This is a genomic window from Pseudomonas sp. BF-RE-22 (genome assembly GCF_019956155.1).
Lineage (GTDB): Bacteria > Pseudomonadota > Gammaproteobacteria > Pseudomonadales > Pseudomonadaceae > Aquipseudomonas > Aquipseudomonas migulae.
Window position 1 is genome coordinate 58,296 of the sequence record NZ_JAHBDD010000017.1, and the last position, 21,013, is coordinate 79,308.

Here is a 21,013-nt window from a genome sequence, read left to right on the forward strand (position 1 = left end):
GTGCACCGGCTTATGCAGCCTCAAGGAGCAAGTTGTCGTGGGTATGTGGGGTTTGTACCGATTGGTACACACAGGTCTCGGGTCAGGCTCAGAACCTGTGGGGCTCAGGTGCGGGGCAACCAGATAACGGCGGTCAAACCGCCACCAGGCGTTTCTTCCAGATTCAATTGCCCACCCAATCGTTCAGCCGCCTCACGGGCAATGGTCATGCCCAGACCGACACCGCCGGAGTTGCGGTTGCGCGAACCTTCCAGGCGGAAGAACGGTTCAAACACCGCTTCACGTTTATCTGCCGCAATCCCCGGCCCATGGTCGATGACCCGGATCACCAGGTGTTCGCGATTGTCCTCAAGCACGATCTGCGCCTGCCCGGCATAACGCAGTGCGTTATCCAGCAGATTGTTGATGCACGAGCGCAACGCCATCGGCTGCACTTGCAACGGTGCGCAATGGCCGCTGGCCTGGACATCGGAGCCCTGGTCCTGGGCGTTTTCACTCAAGGATTCGACCAGCGCCTGCACGTCCATCCACTGCGGTGCCTCACTGGTGCGCTGCTCGTGCAGATAGGTGAGGGTGGCGTCGAGCATGCTGATCATGTCGTCCAGATCCTGGCGCATCTGGCCTTGCAGCTTGTCGTCGTCGATCTGTTCCAGCCGCAGCTTGAGGCGTGACAGCGGCGTGCGCAGGTCGTGGGACACCGCGCCGAGCATTCGCGAACGCTGCTGCATCTGTTCGATGATTCGTTTTTGCATCAGGTTGAAGGTGTAGGCTGCTTGCCGGGCCTCCCGTGGGCCGGACTCATCCAGCGGCGGGCTGTCGAGGTTCTCGCTCAGGCGCTCGGCGGCGTCGCTCAGGCGCTGGATCGGCCGACTCAACAGTTTGGCGCCGTACCAGGCGGCGATGATCAGCGAAATCAGCTGGAAGGTAAGTGGCACCAGCGGCCCGCCGAACCATGGCCGTGGTGGCCGGTTTTCGAAACGCGGGTCCGGTGGCGGGCGTGGTCCGTCGAAGCCTTGGGCGAACTCGGGCGGGGGCGGCGGCGGAGGTGGGCCGTAATGATGAAACCAGGCAAACGCCAGCAGATGCGCCAGGATGATCGCCACCAGCAGCACGCCAAACAGGCGACCGAACAGCGTATCGAAGCGCGCACGCATCAGCCGATGTCTCGTGCATCGAACAGGTAACCCTCGCCGCGAACGGTTTTGATCAACTGTGGGGCTTTCGGGTCGTCCCCGAGTTTCTGGCGCAGACGCGAAACCAGCAGGTCGATGCTGCGATCAAAGGCTTCTATCGAACGACCGCGCGCCGCATCCAGCAATTGTTCACGGCTGAGCACCCGGCGCGGACGTTCGATGAACACCCAGAGCAAGCGGAACTCGGCGTTGGACAGCGGCACCACCAGGCCATCCGCCGCGATCAACTGGCGCAGCACGCTGTTCAGGCGCCAGCTATCGAAGCGAATATTCGCACGCTGTTCGGTGCGATCGTCGCGCACCCGACGCAGAATGGTCTGAATCCGTGCGACCAGCTCCCGTGGTTCGAACGGTTTGGCCATGTAATCGTCGGCGCCCAGTTCCAGGCCGATGATCCGGTCGGTGGGTTCGCAACGCGCGGTGAGCATCAGGATCGGAATGTCCGATTCGGCGCGCAACCAGCGGCACAGCGACAGACCGTCTTCGCCGGGCAGCATCAGGTCGAGCACCACCACGTCGAAATGCTCCGCTTGCAGCGCCAGGCGCATGGCCGCGCCATCGGTGACGCCGCTGGCGTGGATGTTGAAGCGGGCCAGGTAGTCGATCATCAGTTCGCGGATCGGGACGTCATCGTCGACGATCAGGGCGCGAATGCTCCAGCGTTTGTCATCGCCGGGCGCTTTTTGATCGTCGTTCACAGGTGCGTGGGTGTTGTGCATGCGTGCGTTCATCTGCCAGGTAGGCTGCCAACCACAAAGATGGGCTGCGAGGTTGTGGCTTCAGCATAGGCGTCCGGCCCGGAGGCGGGAAGTGCTGTAAGGACGTGTTGCGGCTGCCGAGGGTAGCGGGGAAGGGTGTTGTGGGCGTGTCGTGAGTGTATCGGTCTCGACACAATCGGCGAAAGGGCTAGGCTTGGCTGAGCGCCGACGACGATTTACCGATCATCGGGTCCCGCAGCCGCGCTGGTTCCGCTACAATGCGCGCCGATTTCGTCCTGCCTGAGAGCCCGCACATGTCCGTCTGCCAGACTCCTATCATCGTCGCCCTGGATTTCCCCGCCCGTGACGCCGCACTGAAGCTGGCCGACCAGTTGGACCCGAAACTGTGCCGGGTCAAAGTCGGCAAGGAACTGTTCACCAGCTGCGCGTCGGAAATCGTCGGCACCTTGCGCGACAAGGGTTTCGAAGTGTTCCTGGACCTCAAGTTCCACGACATCCCGAACACCACCGCCATGGCGGTAAAAGCCGCGGCGGAAATGGGCGTGTGGATGGTCAACGTGCACTGCTCCGGTGGTCTGCGCATGATGGCGGCTTGCCGTGAAGTGCTCGATCAGCGTACCGGCCCGAAACCGCTGCTGATTGGCGTGACCGTGCTGACCAGCATGGAGCGTGAAGATCTGGCCGGCATCGGTCTGGACATCGAACCGCAGGAGCAAGTGTTGCGCCTGGCTGCGCTGGCGGAAAAAGCCGGGATGGACGGTCTGGTGTGCTCGGCGCTGGAAGCCCAGGCCTTGAAATCGGCTCACCCGTCGTTGCAACTGGTGACTCCGGGGATTCGTCCGGCGGGCAGCGCCCAGGACGATCAGCGCCGCATTCTGACGCCGCGTCAGGCACTGGATGCCGGTTCCGATTACCTGGTGATCGGCCGTCCGATCAGCCAGGCGGCGGATCCGGCCAAGGCATTGGCTGACGTCGTAGCCGAAATCGCTTAAGCGGCGCCTGCTAAAACCATTCGCGGGCAAGCCTCGCTCCTACAGGTCAGTGTCGTTCGCGAAGTACGTGCACGACGTGATACCTGTAGGAGCGAGGCTTGCCCGCGAAGCTTTTTATACCTTCAACACCAACTTGCCGAAATTCTCGCCGCTGAATAACTTCATCAGCGTCTCCGGGAACGTCTCCAGCCCTTCGACAATGTCTTCCTTGCTCTTGAGCTGCCCCTTGGCCATCCACCCGGCCATTTCCTGCCCGGCCGCTGCGAACTGCGCGGCGTAGTCCATCACCACAAAGCCTTCCATGCGTGCGCGGTTAACCAGCAGCGACAAATAGTTGGCCGGCCCTTTGACCGCTTCCTTGTTGTTGTACTGGCTGATGGCGCCGCAGATCACCACCCGTGCCTTCAGGTTGAGACGGCTCAGCACGGCGTCGAGAATATCGCCGCCGACGTTATCGAAATACACGTCCACACCTTTCGGGCATTCGCGCTTGAGGCCGGCGACGACGTCTTCGCTCTTGTAATCGATGGCACCGTCAAAACCCAGTTCGTCGATCAGGAACTTGCACTTGTCCGCGCCACCCGCGATGCCGATCACGCGGCAGCCTTTGATCTTGGCGATCTGCCCGGCAATGCTGCCCACCGCACCCGCAGCACCCGACAGCACTACGGTGTCACCTTCCTTCGGTGCGCCGACATCGAGCAGGGCGAAGTAGGCCGTCATCCCGGTCATGCCCAGCGCGGACAAGTAACGTGGCAGCGGTGCCAGTTTTGGATCGACTTTATAGAAGCCGCGCGGCTCGCCGAGGAAGTAATCCTGCACACCCAGGGCGCCGTTGACGTAGTCCCCGACCGCAAACCCCGGATGGCTGGACGCCACGACTTTGCCTACGCCCAGTGCGCGCATGACTTCGCCGATACCGACTGGCGGGATGTAGGACTTGCCCTCGTTCATCCAGCCACGCATGGCCGGGTCCAGGGACAGGTATTCGTTTTTGACCAGGATCTGACCCGTGGCCGGTTCGCCGACCGGGACTTGCTGATAGGAAAATGTCTCGCGGGTCGCCGCGCCCACCGGACGTTTGGCGAGCAGGAACTGGCGATTGGTCTGGGTAGTCATGACAGGCACTCAAGATGAATGAAGACTTGTTGATAGACCTTCATGGACGACCCCGCAAGTTTGGCTGATGCGGCGAATGCACATCGATCCAGTGCAGTGATAGTCGGTCCGGTGGTTTTATCACTGCAACTCATGGTCGCTTAACCGGGCTTCTGATAGTGCTGCCGCGCGGGTCGTGCCTGTGGCTAGACTGGTCGCACGCTAACCTGCACATTCTTCACTTCGAGGGCATCACAATGAGCATGACGTTTTCCGGCCAGGTCGCTGTAGTCACGGGCGCCGCCAATGGTATCGGCCGCGCGACCGCCCAAGCGTTCGCCGCCGAAGGGTTGAAAGTGGTGGTGGCCGACATGGACACCGCAGGCGGTGAAGGCACCGTGGCGCTGATTCGTACGGCGGGCGGCGAAGCGACCTTCGTGCGTTGCAACGTCACCCTGGAAAGCGATGTAAAAAATCTGATGGACGAAGTGGTGAATACTTACGGCCGTCTCGACTACGCCTTCAATAACGCGGGCATTGAAATCGAGAAAGGCAAACTGGCCGAAGGCACGGTCGACGAATTCGACGCGATCATGGGCGTCAACGTCAAAGGCGTCTGGCTGTGCATGAAGTATCAGCTGCCATTGTTGCTGGCTCAGGGCGGTGGCGCGATCGTCAACACGGCGTCGGTGGCTGGCCTCGGTGCCGCGCCGAAGATGAGCATCTATGCGGCGTCGAAGCACGCGGTGATCGGCCTGACCAAATCGGCGGCAATCGAATACGCCAAGAAAAAGATTCGCGTGAACGCGGTGTGCCCGGCGGTGATCGATACCGACATGTTCCGCCGCGCCTATGAAGCGGATCCGAAGAAGGGCGAGTTCGCCAGCGCCATGCACCCGGTGGGTCGCATCGGCAAGGTCGAAGAAATCGCCAGTGCCGTGCTGTACCTGTGCAGCGACGGTGCCGCGTTCACCACCGGTCATTCGCTGGCGGTGGACGGTGGCGTCACGGCGTTCTGAAGCCGGGCCATGCACCGCAAGAAAACCCGCCACGTGTGCGGGTTTTTTTTGCCTGCGCAATGGCTCGGGCAATGTGTTTCAAATGGTTAGATCCGTGAGTTTTGGCGGCGTTGTCGCACAGCCCATCCCGCGTTGCTGTGATTAACTGTTTTCCGCGAAACAAACAGGAGTTTGCTTGCTCATGGAATTGAGAATCGATCGACAGGCAATGGTGCCGGTCGTACAGCAAATCGTCGACGCACTGGCTTGCTGGCTGCGTCAGAGCGAAATAGAGGCTGGGACGCGTTTGCCTTCTGCGCGGCAAATCGCACGGGTCAACTTGCTCAGTCAGACCAGCGTCGTTGAGGCCTGTGAGCGGCTGGTGGCCCAAGGCATGCTGGCGCCACGTCATGGCGCGGGGTTCGTCGTCGCAACCCCGGCGTTGGTCGCTGCGGACTCGCCGTGGTTAGAAGGTACAGAGGCTAATTCACGCAGCAGGGAGGGTGAGCTGCCGCTGGGGAGTGGCGGGCTTCCCGAAAGCTGGCGTGAGACCGACGACCTGAGCTACGCGATCCGTGAGGTCAGTCGCACGGACATGGCTGCGCTGTTCAACTACAGCACGCCGTTGGGTTTGCGGGCGTTGCGTCAGCAAATCCTCAAGCGCCTGAGGCTGCTGGATATCGCCGCAGAAGAAAGTCGAATCATGACAACGGCGGGCGCCAGTCAGGGACTTGACCTGATCGTGCGCACCTTGCTCAAGCCGGGTGATTGCGTGGTGGTGGAAAGCCCCGGTTATTCCTTGCTGTTCGAGTTGCTCAGGCTGCGCGGTGTCAACATGCTCGAGGTACCGCGCACGCCGCGCGGGCCGGACATCGAAGCGCTCACGGTACTGCTGCGGGAGAACAAGCCCCGGGCATTGTTCATCAACAGCTTCTATCACAACCCGACGGGCAGCAGCCTGGCGCCGGCGGTGGCGGAGCGGGTCCTGCAACTGGCGAAAACCCATGGCACGCTGGTGATCGAAGACGATGTCTACGCGGATTTGCACAGTGGCCCGGGCGTGCGGCTCGCTGCCCTGGAGACCGATGACAACGTGATTTACCTCGGCAGCTATTCCAAGATTCTCAGCAGTTCGTTGCGGGTCGGCTTTGTAGTGGCTGGCGCGGATGTCATATCGAGGCTGGCCGAGGTCAAGAGGATCAGCAGCCTGGGTACTTCCGGGTTTTGCGAGTCGGTGCTGGCCTGCCTGTTGGCGAGCGGTGCCTATCGCAAGTTGGTGCTGCGCCTGCGGCAGCGTCTGAGCGGTGACCGAGAGGCCGCATTGCAGATGCTGGAAGACGCCGAGTGGGAGGTCTTCGGCAAACCCGTCGGGGGCCTGTTCATCTGGGCGCGATCGCGCAAGTCCGACTACGCTCACCTGCGGATTCAGGCTCGACGCCACGGTGTCCTGCTGTCTTGCGCGACAGCCTTCAGTCCTGCCGGCGAGGCCGGTGACTGGCAGCGTATCAATGTGGCCTATGCCTGTGATCCGCGAGCCCGGGCGTTTTTTCAGGCCACCGCTTTGAATCGACCTCAAGCGTTCTGAAAACGACGTTGGCGTAGCTTTTTGCCATTATTCCGACGCCAGAGACTTGTGTTGACACAGGCCCGTTGCGAATCTGCGTTAACAGACTATGTCAGGGGACTAAGTGCAATGATTTCGGCCGTGCAAGGACGTTTTGCCAACCTCGGTATGGCAAAAAAACTGGGTGTCGGGTTTCTGCTGGTGCTGCTGTTGACAGCCCTGGTGGCGGCCATCGGCGTATGGTCCCTGCAAACCATCAGCCAGCGCTTCGACGGGCTCAAACAGATGTCGTCGCTCAACAGTGGCCTGCTCAAGGTGCGGTTGCTTGAGCAGGAATACGCCTTGCACGGCAACCCGAAAATCGTCACTGCGTTGCATGAGGGCGTTGAAGGCCTGGTCGTCCTGGCGAACCAGCTCAAGGCGCAATCACCGGCCAACGTTCCGGTGATGAACGACGTCGAGCAATCGCTGGGAGCTTACCGCAAGGCGTTTGACGAATTTGTCTCGCTGAGTCAGGCCAAGGACCTGGCGCTGGAAATGGCCAGTTGGTCGGTGTCCAGCGTGGCCAACAACCTTGATGTGTTGCAGGCCGGTCTCGCCGACGATGGCGCTTATACCTTGAAGGACTCCGAGGGCAAGGACGGTAGCCAGTTCATCGAACAGGCCAATCAGGTCAGCCAGGTATCGCGGCTGATGTTGCAAGCCATGAACGAGGCGCGCGTGCGTCTGGACCAGAGCCGCAAGGGCGATGACAGTGCCAGCCAAGGCAAGATCGAGCAGGCCGACCAGGCGCTGGCTCAGGCCGAGCAGTTGAAAACCACGGTCAAGGACGAGGGCTATCAGACGGTCCTCAATGAGGTGGTCGGGCACATTGGCGGTTTCAGCGAAAAACTTGCCGAGTACACCGGCCTGCTGGCCCAGGAAAAAACCGTCTATGAACAGCTGCATCAGCGCGCCGCGCAGGTGGTGGAGCGGGTGGATCAGGCCTATGTTGCCGAAGACCAGTCGATGCAGGCCGAGCTGAAAAAGAATTCGCTGCTGATTATCGGTTCATCGGCCCTGGCCTTGCTGGTCGGGCTGATCGCGGCGTGGGTGATTACCCGATTGATCGTGGGGCCGTTGCGCAGTGTGATCCGTGTGGCTCAGCAGATTGCCGCGGGTGATTTGAGTGCGACGGTTGAAGTGACCCGCCGGGACGAGATCGGCCAACTGATGCAGGCCATGCAGCAAATGGGCGCGGGGCTCAGCAGCATTGTCAGCGGTTTGCAGGCGGGTATCGAGCAGTTGGCCAGTTCCGCGCAATCGCTGTCGGCGGTGACCGAACAGACCAATCTTGAAGTCAGCAGTCAGAAAGAAGAAACCGAGCAGGTCGCAACTGCAATGAACCAGATGACCGCCACCGTGCACGATGTTGCACGTAACGCGGAAGAAGCTGCCCAGGCTGCGCAGACGGCGGACGACAAGGTCGAAAGTGGCCAGGTGGTGGTGCGCCAGAGCATGGCGCGGATCGAGCAGCTGGCCGACTCGGCGTCTTCGGCCAGTTCCAGCATCGAGAGCCTGAGTGCGGAGATCCAGAATATCGGCACGGTGCTCAGCGTGATCAAGAGTGTGGCTGAGCAGACCAACCTGTTGGCGCTGAACGCGGCCATCGAGGCGGCACGGGCCGGCGAGCAGGGCAGGGGGTTTGCGGTGGTTGCCGATGAAGTGCGGGCCTTGGCGAAGCGGACTCAGCAATCGACCGAGGAGATTGAACGTCTGGTCAGTGCCTTGCGTTCGGCGGCGCAGTCGTCGGTGCATCAGATTCAGAGCAGTGGCGAGTTGGTGAAACTGGCGGTCAGTGATGCGCTTCAGACCGAAAGTGCCTTGGGCAGTATTGCTGCGGCGGTGTCGTTGATTCAGCAGATGAACCAGCAGATTGCAGCGGCTGCCGAGGAGCAGAGTTCTGTGGCTGAGGAGATCAATCGCAGTGTGACCAGTATTCGTGCGAGTGCGGATCAGTCTTCGTTGGCGATGCAGGGGAATGCGGCGTCGAGTATCGAGTTGGCGCAGTTGGGGGTTGAGTTGAAGGGGATGGTCGGGCATTTCCGGCTCTGACAGGTCTGGCCCTTGTAGGAGCCGGCTTGCCGGCGATGGCGGCCTGACAGCCGACCTATCTCTTGTTGGTGTACATATCCATTCGTGGTGTAACGGCCGCTCACGGTTTCGCCCTTACGGCGAGTCCCTTTTGGCAAACGCCCCAAAAGGAACCAAAAGGTCTCGCCCCGGCGTCCGGCCCCTCGCTAAGGCTCGGCGTTCCCTCGCTCCGGTCCTGCTCCGTGGGCCCGCCGCGATCGGCCATCCCTGGCCGTGCGCGGCTAACCCGGCATCCATGCCGGGTTGCCCACTGCGCAGAACCTCCACTCAGCCTCCCGAAGGGGCGGGCAGATCAAAATCAAAAGCGCAAGGCGAGCTAACGCTCGGCCTGATGAGTGGTGAAAAGCGAAAGCGTACGTGATTCCCTGTAGGAGCGAGGCTTGCCCGCGAAAAACGTCCGGACAACGCGTTCATCCAGACAGACCGCGTTATCGTTGGCGTCCATCGCTGGCAAGCCAGCTCCTACAATTTCAAACCGTGTGAACCCAATCCCGTGTAGGAGCCGGCTTGCTGCGGGCGGCGTTCCGACGATGACGGCCTGACAGCCGCCCAATCTTCCCCGGATGTACCCGCCGCTAAAACCCAACGCAAAAAAAAGCCACCTTGTCGGTGGCTCTTCATCTTTGCGTGATCAGTCGTAAATCACTCTCTTCTTCCAGTCCGCATCCGCCTCGACGTCTTTGAGGCCTTCGGTCAATTGGTTCACTTCGCCTTCAGCCGGCGCAGTTTTGTCCATGACTTGTGCATTCGCACGGGCCAGGAGCTTTTCCAGGTATTCGAGTTGTTCGGCGTAGACCTGAGGTTCCTGTTGTTTGCGCAGGTATTGCACACCACGTTCGAACGCCAGGCGAGCCTGGCCAGGCTGGTTTTGTTGCAGGGCGTGCTGGCCGAGGTTGTTGAAGAATTCGATGTGCAACAGAACCAGGATGTGGCGAACTTCGCGGATCCAGCGTTTGGCTTCGTTGGTTGGCAGGAAACCGTCCTGTGCCGCGCGGGTGATCTGCCCGTGCAGGGCCTCGAGCAGGAAGCGTACATCCTTGGCCTTGGCTTCGGTCTGGATCGGTGCCGGCGGGTTGTTGACCGGGATCGATTCGCCCTGCGCGACAAGGGTGTTCAGTTCGCTGATCCGCACCTTGAGGTTGGCGCTGGATTTTTCCAGATTCAACAGGCGCTGGCAGACGTTCAGTTCCAGGCGAGTCAACAACAGCTTGAGAGCCGGAGTCATCAGCTGGCCAGGGAACGTTTCGGTAATTTCGCCACAGCGACGCAGGCGGTCGTTGAGCTCAACCTTGGTGCGGGCCTTTTCCAGTTTGTTGTTTTCCACCACATGGTTCATGTACCCAATGGCGATCAATAGTGCGATCCCGGCTACGACTAGCAGGGTGATCATGAGTGGTGTCACCGGTAAGACCTCTTTATGGGATTCGCGTGCGAGTGTAGTGGCTTGGCAGGGGAGCGCATAGGGCCGCTCGACGGGTTGAAACGAACAGGCTTATGCCTGTATCGACCGCAAACCTGCTTATATAAGTAATAGTGTGCTTGGTGCACATTGCCATCATCTGTTGCGTGGGTGGACTATAACGTCTTGGCGGGTGTCAGAATATAGGCGTCAAACACAGGGCGAGCAAAAAGCCGCATTCGCTGCTTAAAGCAGGGCGAAGTCATTGATTTAAATAAATTTATATCTGGGGGTTGACGACCCCTCAATCCATCCATAGAATGCGCGCCACTTACAGCGTAAAGCACACAGCGAAACGCGGTAGGGAGTGAATGTTGTACGTGTGTCCCCTTCGTCTAGTGGCCTAGGACACCGCCCTTTCACGGCGGTAACAGGGGTTCGAGTCCCCTAGGGGACGCCAATATGCGGGAATAGCTCAGTTGGTAGAGCACGACCTTGCCAAGGTCGGGGTCGCGAGTTCGAGTCTCGTTTCCCGCTCCAATTTTAAACAGCGTTGCTTTCGGGCAGGGCTGAGTGAAACCAGAACCAAGTCTTCGGATGCGGGTCTGGGCACCGAAACACACACCATGTGTTCCGGGCAGCGTGTCCCCTTCGTCTAGTGGCCTAGGACACCGCCCTTTCACGGCGGTAACAGGGGTTCGAGTCCCCTAGGGGACGCCATTTGCGGGAATAGCTCAGTTGGTAGAGCACGACCTTGCCAAGGTCGGGGTCGCGAGTTCGAGTCTCGTTTCCCGCTCCAAATTCACAAAAACGCCGCTCATTGAGCGGCGTTTTTGTTTGTGCAAAATTTATATCCAAGCCAAAAAAAAGGCCCGCCAGTCAGACTGAGCGGGCCTTTTGCGTGGGCGGGTTTTTACATCGACAGAATCAGGCGCCCGGCGAACAGGATCAGAATCACCCCCATGGTGCGTTCGAACCAATGCCCCATGCGCATGAACAGCACGCGCACCCGGCTGCTGGAGAAGAACAGGGCAACGATGACAAACCACAGTGCGTTCACGAAACACATCCAGAGGCCGTAAAGCGCCTGGATGTTCAGCGGGGTCGTGGCACTGATGAGGGTGGTGAAGATCGCCAGGAAAAACAGCGTGGCCTTGGGATTGGTCGCGTTGGTCAGAAACCCGGTGGTGAACGCCTTCAGCAGCGTTTGTTCGACGACCGGCTCGTCGGCTTCTTTATCACCTTCCAGTGCGGATTTGGGCTTGCTGCGCAACAGGCTCACACCCAGGTACAAAATGTAGGCACCGCCGATCACCTTGGCCACGGTCAGCAGCCAGGGCGTGGTGTGCATCAGCGCGCCGACGCCAAGCAGGGTGTAAAGCACGTGCACGGAAATGCCTGCGCCGATACCCAGCGCCGTACAGATGCCTACCCACCGACCGAAACGCACGCTCTGGCGGATGGTGACCGCAAAGTCCGGTCCGGGGGCGACCACGGCCAGAAAGTGAATTGTCGCCAGCGCCAGGAATTCGCCCAGGTAATTCGAAAACTGCATCTCAACTCCAGAAAGTAAGGGGTGAAGCATTGCCGCGATAGCCGACAAAGAAAGAAAGGCTCAGGCGCGGATCGGCCACGCCCGGTGTCACCGAGTGCATGCAGCGCGAATTGAACATGATGAAATCACCAGGTTGCGGAAGGACCTCCAGGATTGGAGTGCCGAGCAACGCCGGATCGATGCCGTAACTGTCGCCACGCATTTCGTCGAACTGGTCGGGAGAAATGTCGTGGTCCCACATCTGCAGCGCGCCGCCTTCGGTGGGCATGTTCAGGTAAACATTGCAGGCGAACTGCGCATCGAGGCTTCTGGCCTGGTAACTGTCGGGAGCGTCCTTGGCGAAGATGTCGTGGTGGGCCAGAAAACACACGCCGGGTTTCACCACTCGGGACAAGCCGACATACATCTTGCGGCCGTAGAGGTTTTCCAGATGCGCACCCGCCGGCCAGGACTCATCGAGCATGCAGCGCAGGGTGTCGACCGGGGACGAGTAGGGCGCGCAACGGTTGCGCAGTTCCGCGATGTTGCGCGTGGCGCGTTCGAAATAGTCTTCGATCAGCAGTGGCTGGTTTTCAGCCTCATAAAACGCCATGCCGATACGACCGATGCTCGGTGCGTTGATATAGCCTTCGAAACCGGGCTCGAGAATCTTGTCGCCGATCTGAATCGCCAGCGGTGGGGCCAGGAAGCTTTTAACCCGGATGGCGAGGACTTCTTCGTTGGCCAGTTTTTTTATGCACGTCTCATCGAGACGCTCGACGTCAAGCATCATGGTTCAGGTCCATCTATCGGATAGTCAACGGAGCCCGCGAATGCAGGCCCCCCGGCGCCAGGCGATGCCGGAATCGGCATCGTCCAAATGCTCAGTCCACGCTGTAGTGGACTGACAGCGTTCCTTTCTTCTGCGAAACGGAAGCGATCGTGACCGTGCCCAATTCCTTCAGGCTACGTACATGGGTGCCGCCGCAGCCATAGGCGGGCAGTTCACCGAAACCGATTTCCCGGGCGCCTTCGCGCAACGATGTCAGGCGCGGCAGGTCGTGGGCGATCCATTGTTCTATGCCGGACTCGATGGTCCGGGCGTCAATCTCCTGCGCGCAATCCACCGGTTTGAACTGCACGCGTCCCTCGCCCGGCCAGTGATGCGCCTTGATCGGCATCCAGCCCATGGCCTGGACGAAATGACCGATCAGATGGCCGGCGGAATGCATCCGTGCGTTGAACTGGCGACGTTGCTCATCGATGCGAATCTGGGTCATGCCGAGAGGGACGGGGCGGTCGACGAAATGGATGATCCGGTCCGGGTCCTGGACCACGCGCAGTACCTGGCTTTCGCCGATCCAGCCGGTGTCAAAGGGTTGTCCACCGCCCTGAGGTTGGAACAGTGTGGCGCGTAGCACCACGGCGAATTCGTTCTCGTGCGGGGTGCAATCGAGGACTTCCACGTTAGCCTTGAGGTCATCACTATGGAAAAAGAGGCGAAGCGTCATATTCCATGTCCTCATTAAAAATTTTGTTTTTTATTATATGAAGCGTGGAATTGCGTGATAATCCGTTCAAACATCAAAGGACTGTTGCGCTGTGAGCATAAATCTTCCTCTGCCGTTGCTCGGTGAAATGGCGATATTCGTCAAGGTTGTCGAGACCGGCAGCTTCTCCGAAGCGGCGCGTCAGCTGGGTTCTTCACCGTCGGCGGTCAGTCGCAGCATCTCGCGTCTGGAGAAGGCACTCGCCACGCGCCTGTTGCAACGCACCACGCGCAAACTGCGGCTGAGCGACGGAGGCGAGGAAGTATTCAAACGTTGCCAGGAGATGGTCAGCGCAGCCAAGTCGGTGATGGAAATCAGCGGTCAGTTCACCCATGAAGCGGAAGGGCTGGTGCGAGTCAGCGTGCCCAAAGCCGTAGGACGATTCGTGATTCACCCGCATATGCCGGAATTTCTGCGGCGTTATCCCAAAGTGGATGTGGAACTGTTACTCGAAGACCGTCAGGTGGACTTGATCGACGACAACGTCGATCTGGCGATTCGTATCACTGATCGGCCGCCTGCCGGGCTGGTCGGGCGGCAGTTGCTGACCATCGACCATTTGCTCTGCGCCACCCCGCAGTACCTGGCCGAGCACGGCACGCCGACCCATCCCCATGACTTGCTCAACCACAGTTGCATCTACCTGGGCGAGACCCCGAGTGATGCGCGCTGGAAATTCAAGAAAGGCACCAAGGCCGTCACCGTCGGTGTGCGTGGGCGTTATGCCGCCAATCACACCGGTGTGCGACTGGGCGCGGTGTTGCAGCACATCGGGATTGGCAGTTTGCCGTACTTCACCGCGCGTTATGCGCTGGAGCAGGGCTTGATTGTGCAGGTGTTGCCGGACTGGACGTTTCTGGCGTCGTACCACGGCGGGGCGTGGTTGCTGCATTCGCCGACCCGTTATATGCCGCCCAAGCTGCGGGTGTTGATCGACTATCTGGTGGAATGTCTTGGGAAGGAGCCGACGTTGAGCAAGCCGGGTAAACCCGGTGTGTTGGGAAAGGTCGCGGCGGAGTACGAATTGCCCGAAAGTGATGGGTTGCTCTGACGGGCCTCTTCGCGGGCAAGCCTCGCTCCTACGGTTTTTGTGCCGGACCTGTAGGAGCGAGGCTTGCTCGCGAAGGCGTCCGCCCAGACACCACATCACTGCGCAATGCCACAAAAAAAGGCCCGCATGTTCAACCATGCGGGCCTTTTGCATTTCTGACCGGGGATCAGTGCTTGCTGTCGTCGTTCGACATCGCCAGCAACTGCTTTTCCTGATTCCAGTCGAACGGTTCGTCGTTCTGTTCAGCTTCGAAGCGACGTTCTTCCAGCGCCTGATACAAGTCGATTTCATCGTCGGGCATGTAGTGCAGGCAGTCACCGGCGAAATACCACAACAGGTCACGCGGGACCAGGTGAGCGATTTGCGGGTAACGGGTGATCACCTGGCACAGGATGTCCTGGCCCAGGTATTGGCTTTCGATCGGGTCGACCGGCAGCAACGCACGCAGTTCGTCGAAGCGCTCCAGGAACAAGGCATGGCTTTCTTCGGGAACCTGATCGGCCTCACCCACGGCGACCAGGATACTGCGCAGGTGGTCGAGCAAAACGAGATGATCGGCAACGATGTTGGACACGAGATAAGTCCTCAAGAGCAAAACGGGCGCGGGAGTATAAAGCTCCTGCGCCCTTTTTTACATCGCAAGCAGGATCAGCGGACCTTTCCTTCGGCCAGCTTCAGCTCTTCTTTGTCGAAATCATCGACATCGATCACCTTGCGCCTCGCCACTTCGGCATTGCGCAGGTTGTGCGCTTCCACCGGCTGCAACACGCCAGCCTCCAGCGCGGCTTCGATAACGTTTTCCCCGGCGACCGGTTTGACCTGACCGCTTTTGAGCGCCATGTGGAGTTTTTTCTGCACCGGCTGCACCGCGTTCAACAGGTCGCACGCGTGTTGCAGTGCACCGACGGCGTCATCGGCCGACTGCGGACGGAAGCAGCCACCGAGCAATTCTTCGAGCGTTGGATCGCCCTTGGCCCGGCCAATCACCGCGGCCACTTCTGCACCGAGTTTGTCCGAAGGCCCTTTGTGACGGCGACCGAGCGGGAACACAATCACCCGCAACAGGCAGCCCAAAACCTTGTTCGGGAAGTTGGTCAGCAATTCATCCAGCGCGCGTTCCGACTGACCAAGGCTTTCTTCCATGGCCCAGGTAAACAGCGGCGCCATGTGTTCCGGTGAGTCGAGATCGTGGTAACGCTTGAGCGCGGCGGAGGCCAGGTACAGGTTGCTGAGCACATCCCCCAGGCGTGCCGACAGACGTTCGCGACGTTTCAGTTCGCCGCCCAGCAACATCATGCTCAGGTCCGCGAGCAGGGCGAACGCAGCCGCCTGACGGTTGAGCGCACGGAAGTACCCCTGGCTTAGCTTGTCTCCCGGTGCATGTTCGAATTGACCGAAACCAAGGTTCAGCACCAGCGTGCTGGCAGCGTTGCTCACGGCAAAACCGATGTGCTTGAGCAGTAGGCCATCGAATTCGGTGAGGGCCTGATCCTTGTCTTCACGCCCGGCGAGAGCCATTTCTTTCAGGACGAATGGATGGCAGCGAATCGCCCCCTGGCCGAAGATCATCAAGTTGCGCGAGAGAATGTTCGCGCCCTCGACGGTGATGAAGATCGGCGCGCCATTCCAGTTGCGCCCGAGGTAATTGTTCGGCCCCATGATGATCGCCTTGCCGCCATGCACATCCATGGCGTGGCTGATGCACTCGCGACCACGTTCGGTAAGGTGGTACTTGAGAATCGCCGACAGCACCGACGGTTTCTCGCCGAGGTCCACCGCGTTGGCGGTGAGCATCCGCGCCGCATCCATCATCCAGGCGTTGCCGCCGATGCGCGCCATGGCTTCCTGAATACCTTCAAACGCCGACAACGGTACGTTGAACTGTTCACGAATCTGCGCGTATTGACCGGTCACCAGGCTGGTGAACTTCGCCGCGCCGGTGCCGACCGCAGGCAACGAAATCGAGCGCCCGACCGACAGGCAGTTCATCAGCATCATCCAGCCTTTACCCAGCATGTCCTGGCCTCCGATGAGGAAGTCCAGCGGAATGAACACGTCCTTGCCGGAGTTCGGGCCGTTCATGAAGGCGGCACCCAATGGCAAGTGACGACGGCCGATCTCGACACCGGCGGTGTCGGTCGGGACCAGCGCGAGGCTGATGCCCAGATCCACTTCATCGCCCAGCAAGTGATCCGGGTCATACGCCTTGAAGGCCAGGCCGAGGAGGGTGGCGACCGGGCCGAGGGTGATGTAGCGCTTTTCCCAGTTCAGGCGCAGGCCGAGGGTTTCCTTGCCTTCCCATTCACCTTTGCAGATGACCCCGGTGTCGGGCATCGAGCCGGCATCGGAGCCGGCCAATGGTCCGGTCAAGGCGAAGCACGGGATGTCATCGCCACGCGCCAGTCGTGGCAGGTAATGGTTGCGTTGTTCATCGGTGCCGTAATGCAGCAACAATTCAGCCGGGCCGAGGGAGTTGGGGACCATCACAGTGGAGGCGAGGTCGCCGCTGCGGGTCGCCAGTTTCATGGCCACCTGGGAGTGGGCGTAGGCAGAAAAACCCTTGCCGCCGTATTCCTTGGGAATGATCAGCGCGAAGAAACCGTTTTCCTTGATGTGGGTCCAGGCTGCGGCCGGCAGGTCCATGTCCTGGCCGATCTGCCAGTCCGTGACCATCGCGCACAGCTCATCGGTCGGGCCGTCGATGAAGGCTTGTTCCTCTTCGGTCAGTTGAGCTTTGGGATAGGACAGCAGTTTGTCCCAGTCCGGGCGGCCGCTGAACAGTTCGCCGTCCCACCACACCGTGCCGGCGTCGATGGCATCGCGCTCGGTTTCCGACATCGGCGGCAGGGTTTTCTGGAACCAGTTGAACAGCGGCGCGCTGAAGTATTTGCGGCGCAGGTCGGGTAGCAACAAGGGGGCCGCCACCGCTGCGATCAATACCCAGAGCACCAGCAGCAGCCAGCCAGGCGCACGGCTGAAGGCGCCCATCGCGACCACATAAACGGCAACGATGCACAGGGCGGGTAGCGGGGCGATACGGCGGTGGGCTAAATACGCAATCCCGACAACCAGAACCAGTATCCACAACAGCAGCATATTTAATCCTCCGTGAAACCAGGGCAAAACCAACCTTCAGAGCTTAGACGGCATCCGCAAAACAGGGTGGTCAGAGCGAGGTGATTGAAATCGTGGGAAACCTTCGATGAGTTTTGTAGGACCGATTGGCATCGGGCCGGGCAAATCGTTCGCCGGGCGGGCGGCAAAGCGTCCATGTTTGGCCGAAACGTCGTTATCTCTGTGCTGAACCTGTCGCTAGACTCGTGGCTTCCCCAGGAGATTGTCCTCATGCACGAGTATCTGCGTCCCGGCCGCTTCATCGATAGTGACCACCCGTCGGTGGTGGAGTTCGCCGAAAAACATCGCGGCAGTAACCGCGATCCGCTCGAGCAGGCGATCAATCTCTATTACGCGGTGCGCGAGGCCGTGCGTTACAACCCTTACACGTTCAGCCGCGATCCAGAGACCTTGCGCGGCAGTTATGCGCTGGCGACCGGTGAGAGTTATTGCGTGCCCAAGGCCACGCTGCTCGCCGGTGCGGCGCGGCATTGCGGGATTCCCGCGCGGATCGGTCTGGCGGATGTGCGCAATCACTTGTCGACCCCGCGTTTGCTGGAATTGCTCAAGAGTGACGTGTTCGCCATGCATGGTTATACAGAGCTGTACCTGAACGATCGCTGGGTCAAAGCCACGCCGGCGTTCAACCAGAAACTCTGCGAAATGTTCAACGTTGCGCCGCTGGAATTCGACGGGATCAACGACAGTGTTTTCCACCCGTTCAATCGTGACGGCGAGCAACTGATGGAGTACCTGATCGATCACGGTCAGTTCACCGACGTGCCGGAGGCGTTCTTTTTCGAACACCTGGAAAAGTGCTATCCGCACTTGTTCAGCGAACAGTTGCCGCCACTGTTGGGGGACATGCAGAGCGATTTGAGTCGCGGCTGATCCGGCGTATGCTGCCTGCGCATTCATCAATCAAGAGGCGGTCATGCTGAAGATCTGGGGTCGGAAAAATTCGTCGAATGTCAGAAAACCTTTGTGGGCCGCCGAAGAACTGGGCCTGGCCTATGAAGCCATCGATGCGGGCGGCGCCTTTGGTGTGGTCGATACGCCCGAGTATCGTGCGATGAATCCCAACGGTCGCGTTCCTGTGATTGAAGACGACGGCTTCGTGCTGTGGGAATCCAACTCCATCGTGCGTTACCTGATGGCTCGCCACGCCAACGACACCGCCTGGTATCCCTCGGACCTGAAAGCCCGCGCCACTGCCGACAAATGGATGGACTGGGCCACTTCAAGTTTTGCCGGGCCGTTCCGCACCGTGTTCTGGGGTGTCTTGCGCACACCGGCAGACCAGCAGGACTGGCCCGCCATCAACGCCGCAATCAAAGAGTGCAATGGCTTGCTGGCAATGGCCGATCAGGCACTGGCGGCCAAACCGTACTTGTCCGGCGATGAAATCGGCATGGGCGACATTCCCCTCGGCAGCTTCATTTATGCCTGGTTCGAGATGCCGATCGAGCGTGCGCCGCAGCCACATCTGGAGGCCTGGTATGCACGGCTGAAGCAGCGTGCGGCGTACAAGAAAGCCGTTATGACCGCGTTGACTTAATACTCACTATCGACACACTTGACTGTACTTGTGTGGCGGCGACAAGCACCATTGCGCTCATGCGCCGCGGTTGCAATGCTCGCCGCCCGCCCTTATTGATCCCTTTCTTCCCTTCTTGGTGCGTAAATCCGATATGAGTTCCGCTCTGTCCATCCGGCAGCTAACCAAAACCTACGGCAACGGTTTCCAGGCCCTGAGTGGTATCGATCTGGACGTCGCCGAAGGTGACTTTTTCGCCTTGCTCGGCCCCAACGGCGCCGGCAAATCCACGACCATCGGCATTCTCTCGACCCTGGTGAACAAAACCAGCGGCACAGTGAATATCTTCGGCAATGACCTGGACAAGAATCCTGCGCAGCTCAAGCGCTCCATCGGCGTGGTGCCCCAGGAATTCAACTTCAACCAGTTCGAAAAAACCTTCGACATCGTCGTGACCCAGGCCGGTTATTACGGCATCCCGCCGAAAATCGCCAAGGAGCGCGCCGAGCAATACCTGACCCAACTCGGCTTGTGGGACAAACGCGATGTACCGTCGCGCTCGTTGTCCGGCGGCATGAAGCGTCGCTTGATGATCGCTCGCGCGCTGGTTCACGAACCGCGTCTGCTGATCCTCGACGAACCGACGGCGGGGGTCGATATCGAGCTGCGTCGTTCGATGTGGACGTTCCTCACCGAGCTGAACCAGAAAGGCATCACCATCATCCTCACCACGCACTATCTGGAGGAGGCTGAGCAGTTGTGCCGCAACATCGGCATCATCGACCACGGCACGATCGTCGAGAACACCAGCATGAAACAGCTGCTTGGCCAGCTGCATGTGGAAACCTTCCTGCTCGACACGAAAAACATGCTGAGCGTTGCGCCGCAGTTGCTGGGTTACCCGACCCGTTTGCTCGACGGCCATACCCTTGAAGTCCAGGTCGACAAGTCCATGGGCATCACCGCGCTGTTCACTCAACTGGCGCAGCAGAACATCGAAGTGCTGAGCCTGCGTAACAAAACCAATCGCCTCGAGGAGTTGTTCGTGTCCCTGGTGGAGAAAAATCTGTCGAAGGTGGCGGTATGAGTTCCGAGCTGCAGCCCAATCTCGTCGCGCTCAATACCATCGTTTATCGCGAGGTCAAACGCTTCACCCGGATCTGGCCGCAGACGCTGCTGCCGCCGGCGATCACCATGGTTTTGTACTTCGTGATCTTCGGCAATCTGATCGGCCGGCAGATCGGTGACATGGGTGGTTTCACCTATATGGAATACATCGTGCCGGGGCTGATCATGATGTCGGTGATCACCAACTCCTACGGCAACGTGGTGTCGAGTTTCTTCGGCAGCAAGTTCCAGCGTTCCATCGAGGAACTGATGGTGTCGCCGGTGTCGCCGCACACGATTCTGATCGGCTACACCCTGGGCGGTGTGCTGCGCGGGTTGATGGTCGGGCTCATTGTGACGTTGCTGTCGCTGTTCTTTACCAAGTTGCAGGTGCATCACCTGGGCGTGACTATTCTGGTGGTGGTGCTGACGGCGACGATCTTCTCGTTGCTGGGTTTCATCAACGCGGTGTTTGCGCGCAACTTTGATGATATTTCGATCATTCCAACGTTTGTGCTGACGCCGCTGACTTATCTGGGCGGGGTGTTTTACTCGATCTCGTTGTTGCCGCCGTTTTGGCAGACGGTGTCGTTGGCGAACCCTGTTTTGCATATGGTCAATGCGTTTCGGTACGGGATTTTGGGTGTTTCGGACATCAGGATCAGTGTGGCGATTACGTTTATGCTGGTGGCTACGGTTGTTCTGTATATCGGGTGTGCGCGGTTGTTGGTTAGCGGTCGCGGGATGCGGACTTAAGGGTACATATCCGTTGCTTCGGTAGTGGCTGATATTGGTTTCGCCCTTACGGCGAGTCACTTTGGAAAAGCCCCAAAGTAACCAAAGGGCTCTTGCCCCTTTCGTTCGGTGCCTCGCCTAGGCTCGGCATGCCCTCGCTCCGGTCCTGCTCCGTGGGCCCGCCGCGATCGGCCATCCTTGGCCGTGCGCGGCTAACCCGGCATCCATGCCGGGTTGCCCACTGCGCAGAACCTGCGCTCGGCCTCTCGAGGGGGCGACCACCGCCACA

The 21,013-nt window shown here is 59.8% G+C and carries 18 protein-coding genes, 4 tRNA genes and 1 pseudogene; 14 read left to right on the top strand and 9 right to left on the bottom strand.

Annotated elements, in window-relative coordinates:
- Nucleotides 1-104: 104 nt before the first annotated feature.
- Both KGA82_RS11295 and KGA82_RS11300 read right to left on the bottom strand, forming a co-directional pair.
- On the bottom strand, nt 105-1,154 hold the full coding sequence (locus tag KGA82_RS11295) for a sensor histidine kinase (RefSeq protein ID WP_223450369.1): 1,050 nt from the start codon (nt 1,152-1,154) through the stop codon (nt 105-107).
- A complete protein-coding gene (locus KGA82_RS11300) occupies nt 1,154-1,912 on the bottom strand; it encodes a response regulator (protein WP_223450370.1) in 759 nt (252 codons plus the stop codon). The genes KGA82_RS11295 and KGA82_RS11300 overlap by 1 nt, the downstream gene beginning before the upstream one ends.
- Before the next feature lie 293 nt (nt 1,913-2,205).
- Here KGA82_RS11300 and pyrF point away from each other — a divergent pair, with 293 nt between their 5' ends.
- Nucleotides 2,206-2,904 carry an orotidine-5'-phosphate decarboxylase gene (gene pyrF, locus KGA82_RS11305; protein WP_223450371.1) on the top strand — a complete coding sequence of 233 codons (699 nt, stop codon included), beginning with the start codon at nt 2,206-2,208 and terminating at the stop codon, nt 2,902-2,904.
- 114 nt (nt 2,905-3,018) lie between these two features.
- Here pyrF and KGA82_RS11310 read toward each other — a convergent pair whose 3' ends face one another.
- Nucleotides 3,019-4,023: an NADP-dependent oxidoreductase gene (locus KGA82_RS11310; protein WP_223450372.1), complete on the bottom strand. Its 1,005-nt coding sequence runs from the start codon at nt 4,021-4,023 to the stop codon at nt 3,019-3,021.
- A gap of 236 nt (nt 4,024-4,259) precedes the next feature.
- Between KGA82_RS11310 and KGA82_RS11315 the strand changes: the two genes are divergently transcribed.
- From KGA82_RS11315 to KGA82_RS29480, 4 genes and pseudogenes are all read left to right on the top strand, one after another.
- On the top strand, nt 4,260-5,021 hold the full coding sequence (locus KGA82_RS11315; RefSeq protein ID WP_008041586.1) for an SDR family oxidoreductase: 762 nt from the start codon (nt 4,260-4,262) through the stop codon (nt 5,019-5,021).
- A 181-nt stretch (nt 5,022-5,202) separates the two neighbouring features.
- Nucleotides 5,203-6,585, top strand: coding sequence for a PLP-dependent aminotransferase family protein (locus tag KGA82_RS11320; RefSeq protein WP_223450373.1), 1,383 nt, complete (start codon nt 5,203-5,205; stop codon nt 6,583-6,585).
- Nucleotides 6,586-7,572: 987 nt separating this feature from the next.
- A pseudogene (locus tag KGA82_RS29475) lies at nt 7,573-7,749 on the top strand (HAMP domain-containing protein); the annotation flags it as partial.
- A 204-nt stretch (nt 7,750-7,953) separates the two neighbouring features.
- Complete coding sequence (locus KGA82_RS29480; protein WP_404943265.1) at nt 7,954-8,658, top strand: methyl-accepting chemotaxis protein; 705 nt, start codon at nt 7,954-7,956, stop codon at nt 8,656-8,658.
- 670 nt (nt 8,659-9,328) lie between these two features.
- Here the strand turns inward: KGA82_RS29480 and KGA82_RS11330 are convergent.
- Complete coding sequence (locus tag KGA82_RS11330; RefSeq protein ID WP_032832315.1) at nt 9,329-10,087, bottom strand: hypothetical protein; 759 nt, start codon at nt 10,085-10,087, stop codon at nt 9,329-9,331.
- 393 nt (nt 10,088-10,480) lie between these two features.
- Here KGA82_RS11330 and KGA82_RS11335 point away from each other — a divergent pair.
- The 4 genes from KGA82_RS11335 (at nt 10,481) to KGA82_RS11350 (ending at nt 10,895) form a co-directional block, all read left to right on the top strand.
- A tRNA-Glu gene (locus KGA82_RS11335) sits at nt 10,481-10,556 on the top strand.
- Between the two features lie 4 nt (nt 10,557-10,560).
- Nucleotides 10,561-10,636, top strand: a tRNA-Gly gene (locus KGA82_RS11340).
- A gap of 104 nt (nt 10,637-10,740) precedes the next feature.
- Nucleotides 10,741-10,816 (top strand) — tRNA-Glu (locus KGA82_RS11345).
- A 3-nt stretch (nt 10,817-10,819) separates the two neighbouring features.
- Nucleotides 10,820-10,895, top strand: a tRNA-Gly gene (locus tag KGA82_RS11350).
- A gap of 114 nt (nt 10,896-11,009) precedes the next feature.
- Here KGA82_RS11350 and KGA82_RS11355 read toward each other — a convergent pair.
- The 3 genes from KGA82_RS11355 to KGA82_RS11365 all read right to left on the bottom strand — a co-directional run bounded on the left by KGA82_RS11355 (nt 11,010) and on the right by KGA82_RS11365 (nt 13,141).
- A complete protein-coding gene (locus KGA82_RS11355) occupies nt 11,010-11,651 on the bottom strand; it encodes a LysE family translocator (RefSeq protein WP_008032957.1) in 642 nt (213 codons plus the stop codon).
- Between the two features lies 1 nt (nt 11,652).
- Complete coding sequence (locus KGA82_RS11360; protein ID WP_008032955.1) at nt 11,653-12,423, bottom strand: 2OG-Fe(II) oxygenase; 771 nt, start codon at nt 12,421-12,423, stop codon at nt 11,653-11,655.
- A 91-nt stretch (nt 12,424-12,514) separates the two neighbouring features.
- The gene (locus KGA82_RS11365) at nt 12,515-13,141 is read right to left on the bottom strand and encodes an alanyl-tRNA editing protein (RefSeq protein WP_223450374.1); all 627 of its coding nucleotides are present in this window, start codon (nt 13,139-13,141) and stop codon (nt 12,515-12,517) included.
- Between the two features lie 91 nt (nt 13,142-13,232).
- Here KGA82_RS11365 and KGA82_RS11370 point away from each other — a divergent pair, with 91 nt between their 5' ends.
- Nucleotides 13,233-14,231 carry a LysR family transcriptional regulator gene (locus KGA82_RS11370; RefSeq protein ID WP_192227921.1) on the top strand — a complete coding sequence of 333 codons (999 nt, stop codon included), beginning with the start codon at nt 13,233-13,235 and terminating at the stop codon, nt 14,229-14,231.
- Between the two features lie 166 nt (nt 14,232-14,397).
- Here the strand turns inward: KGA82_RS11370 and KGA82_RS11375 are convergent, their stop codons facing one another.
- Nucleotides 14,398-14,805 carry a PA2817 family protein gene (locus KGA82_RS11375; protein ID WP_008032949.1) on the bottom strand — a complete coding sequence of 136 codons (408 nt, stop codon included), beginning with the start codon at nt 14,803-14,805 and terminating at the stop codon, nt 14,398-14,400.
- Nucleotides 14,806-14,879: 74 nt separating this feature from the next.
- Entirely contained in the window at nt 14,880-17,327 is a 2,448-nt protein-coding gene (locus KGA82_RS11380; protein ID WP_223450375.1) for an acyl-CoA dehydrogenase, read from the bottom strand.
- Between the two features lie 249 nt (nt 17,328-17,576).
- Here KGA82_RS11380 and KGA82_RS11385 point away from each other — a divergent pair, with 249 nt between their 5' ends.
- The 4 genes from KGA82_RS11385 to KGA82_RS11400 all read left to right on the top strand — a co-directional run bounded on the left by KGA82_RS11385 (nt 17,577) and on the right by KGA82_RS11400 (nt 20,745).
- Nucleotides 17,577-18,236, top strand: coding sequence for a transglutaminase-like domain-containing protein (locus KGA82_RS11385; RefSeq protein WP_223450376.1), 660 nt, complete (start codon nt 17,577-17,579; stop codon nt 18,234-18,236).
- Between the two features lie 43 nt (nt 18,237-18,279).
- Nucleotides 18,280-18,903, top strand: coding sequence for a glutathione S-transferase family protein (locus KGA82_RS11390; RefSeq protein WP_223450378.1), 624 nt, complete (start codon nt 18,280-18,282; stop codon nt 18,901-18,903).
- 133 nt (nt 18,904-19,036) lie between these two features.
- Entirely contained in the window at nt 19,037-19,969 is a 933-nt protein-coding gene (locus tag KGA82_RS11395) for an ABC transporter ATP-binding protein (RefSeq protein ID WP_008032944.1), read from the top strand.
- The gene (locus tag KGA82_RS11400; RefSeq protein ID WP_008032943.1) at nt 19,966-20,745 is read left to right on the top strand and encodes an ABC transporter permease; all 780 of its coding nucleotides are present in this window, start codon (nt 19,966-19,968) and stop codon (nt 20,743-20,745) included. Before KGA82_RS11395 ends, KGA82_RS11400 begins: the two co-directional genes overlap by 4 nt.
- The last annotated feature ends 268 nt before the right edge of the window (nt 20,746-21,013 follow it).

Coding starts and splice junctions, on each gene's coding strand:
- KGA82_RS11295 (WP_223450369.1), bottom strand. CDS start 1,154: ATGCGTGCGCGCTTCGATACGCTGTTCGGTCGCCTGTTTGGCGTGCTG.
- KGA82_RS11300 (WP_223450370.1), bottom strand. CDS start 1,912: ATGCACAACACCCACGCACCTGTGAACGACGATCAAAAAGCGCCCGGC.
- pyrF (WP_223450371.1), top strand. CDS start 2,206: ATGTCCGTCTGCCAGACTCCTATCATCGTCGCCCTGGATTTCCCCGCC.
- KGA82_RS11310 (WP_223450372.1), bottom strand. CDS start 4,023: ATGACTACCCAGACCAATCGCCAGTTCCTGCTCGCCAAACGTCCGGTG.
- KGA82_RS11315 (WP_008041586.1), top strand. CDS start 4,260: ATGAGCATGACGTTTTCCGGCCAGGTCGCTGTAGTCACGGGCGCCGCC.
- KGA82_RS11320 (WP_223450373.1), top strand. CDS start 5,203: ATGGAATTGAGAATCGATCGACAGGCAATGGTGCCGGTCGTACAGCAA.
- KGA82_RS29480 (WP_404943265.1), top strand. CDS start 7,954: ATGACCGCCACCGTGCACGATGTTGCACGTAACGCGGAAGAAGCTGCC.
- KGA82_RS11330 (WP_032832315.1), bottom strand. CDS start 10,087: ATGATCACCCTGCTAGTCGTAGCCGGGATCGCACTATTGATCGCCATT.
- KGA82_RS11355 (WP_008032957.1), bottom strand. CDS start 11,651: ATGCAGTTTTCGAATTACCTGGGCGAATTCCTGGCGCTGGCGACAATT.
- KGA82_RS11360 (WP_008032955.1), bottom strand. CDS start 12,423: ATGATGCTTGACGTCGAGCGTCTCGATGAGACGTGCATAAAAAAACTG.
- KGA82_RS11365 (WP_223450374.1), bottom strand. CDS start 13,141: ATGACGCTTCGCCTCTTTTTCCATAGTGATGACCTCAAGGCTAACGTG.
- KGA82_RS11380 (WP_223450375.1), bottom strand. CDS start 17,327: ATGCTGCTGTTGTGGATACTGGTTCTGGTTGTCGGGATTGCGTATTTA.
- KGA82_RS11385 (WP_223450376.1), top strand. CDS start 17,577: ATGCACGAGTATCTGCGTCCCGGCCGCTTCATCGATAGTGACCACCCG.
- KGA82_RS11390 (WP_223450378.1), top strand. CDS start 18,280: ATGCTGAAGATCTGGGGTCGGAAAAATTCGTCGAATGTCAGAAAACCT.
- KGA82_RS11395 (WP_008032944.1), top strand. CDS start 19,037: ATGAGTTCCGCTCTGTCCATCCGGCAGCTAACCAAAACCTACGGCAAC.
- KGA82_RS11400 (WP_008032943.1), top strand. CDS start 19,966: ATGAGTTCCGAGCTGCAGCCCAATCTCGTCGCGCTCAATACCATCGTT.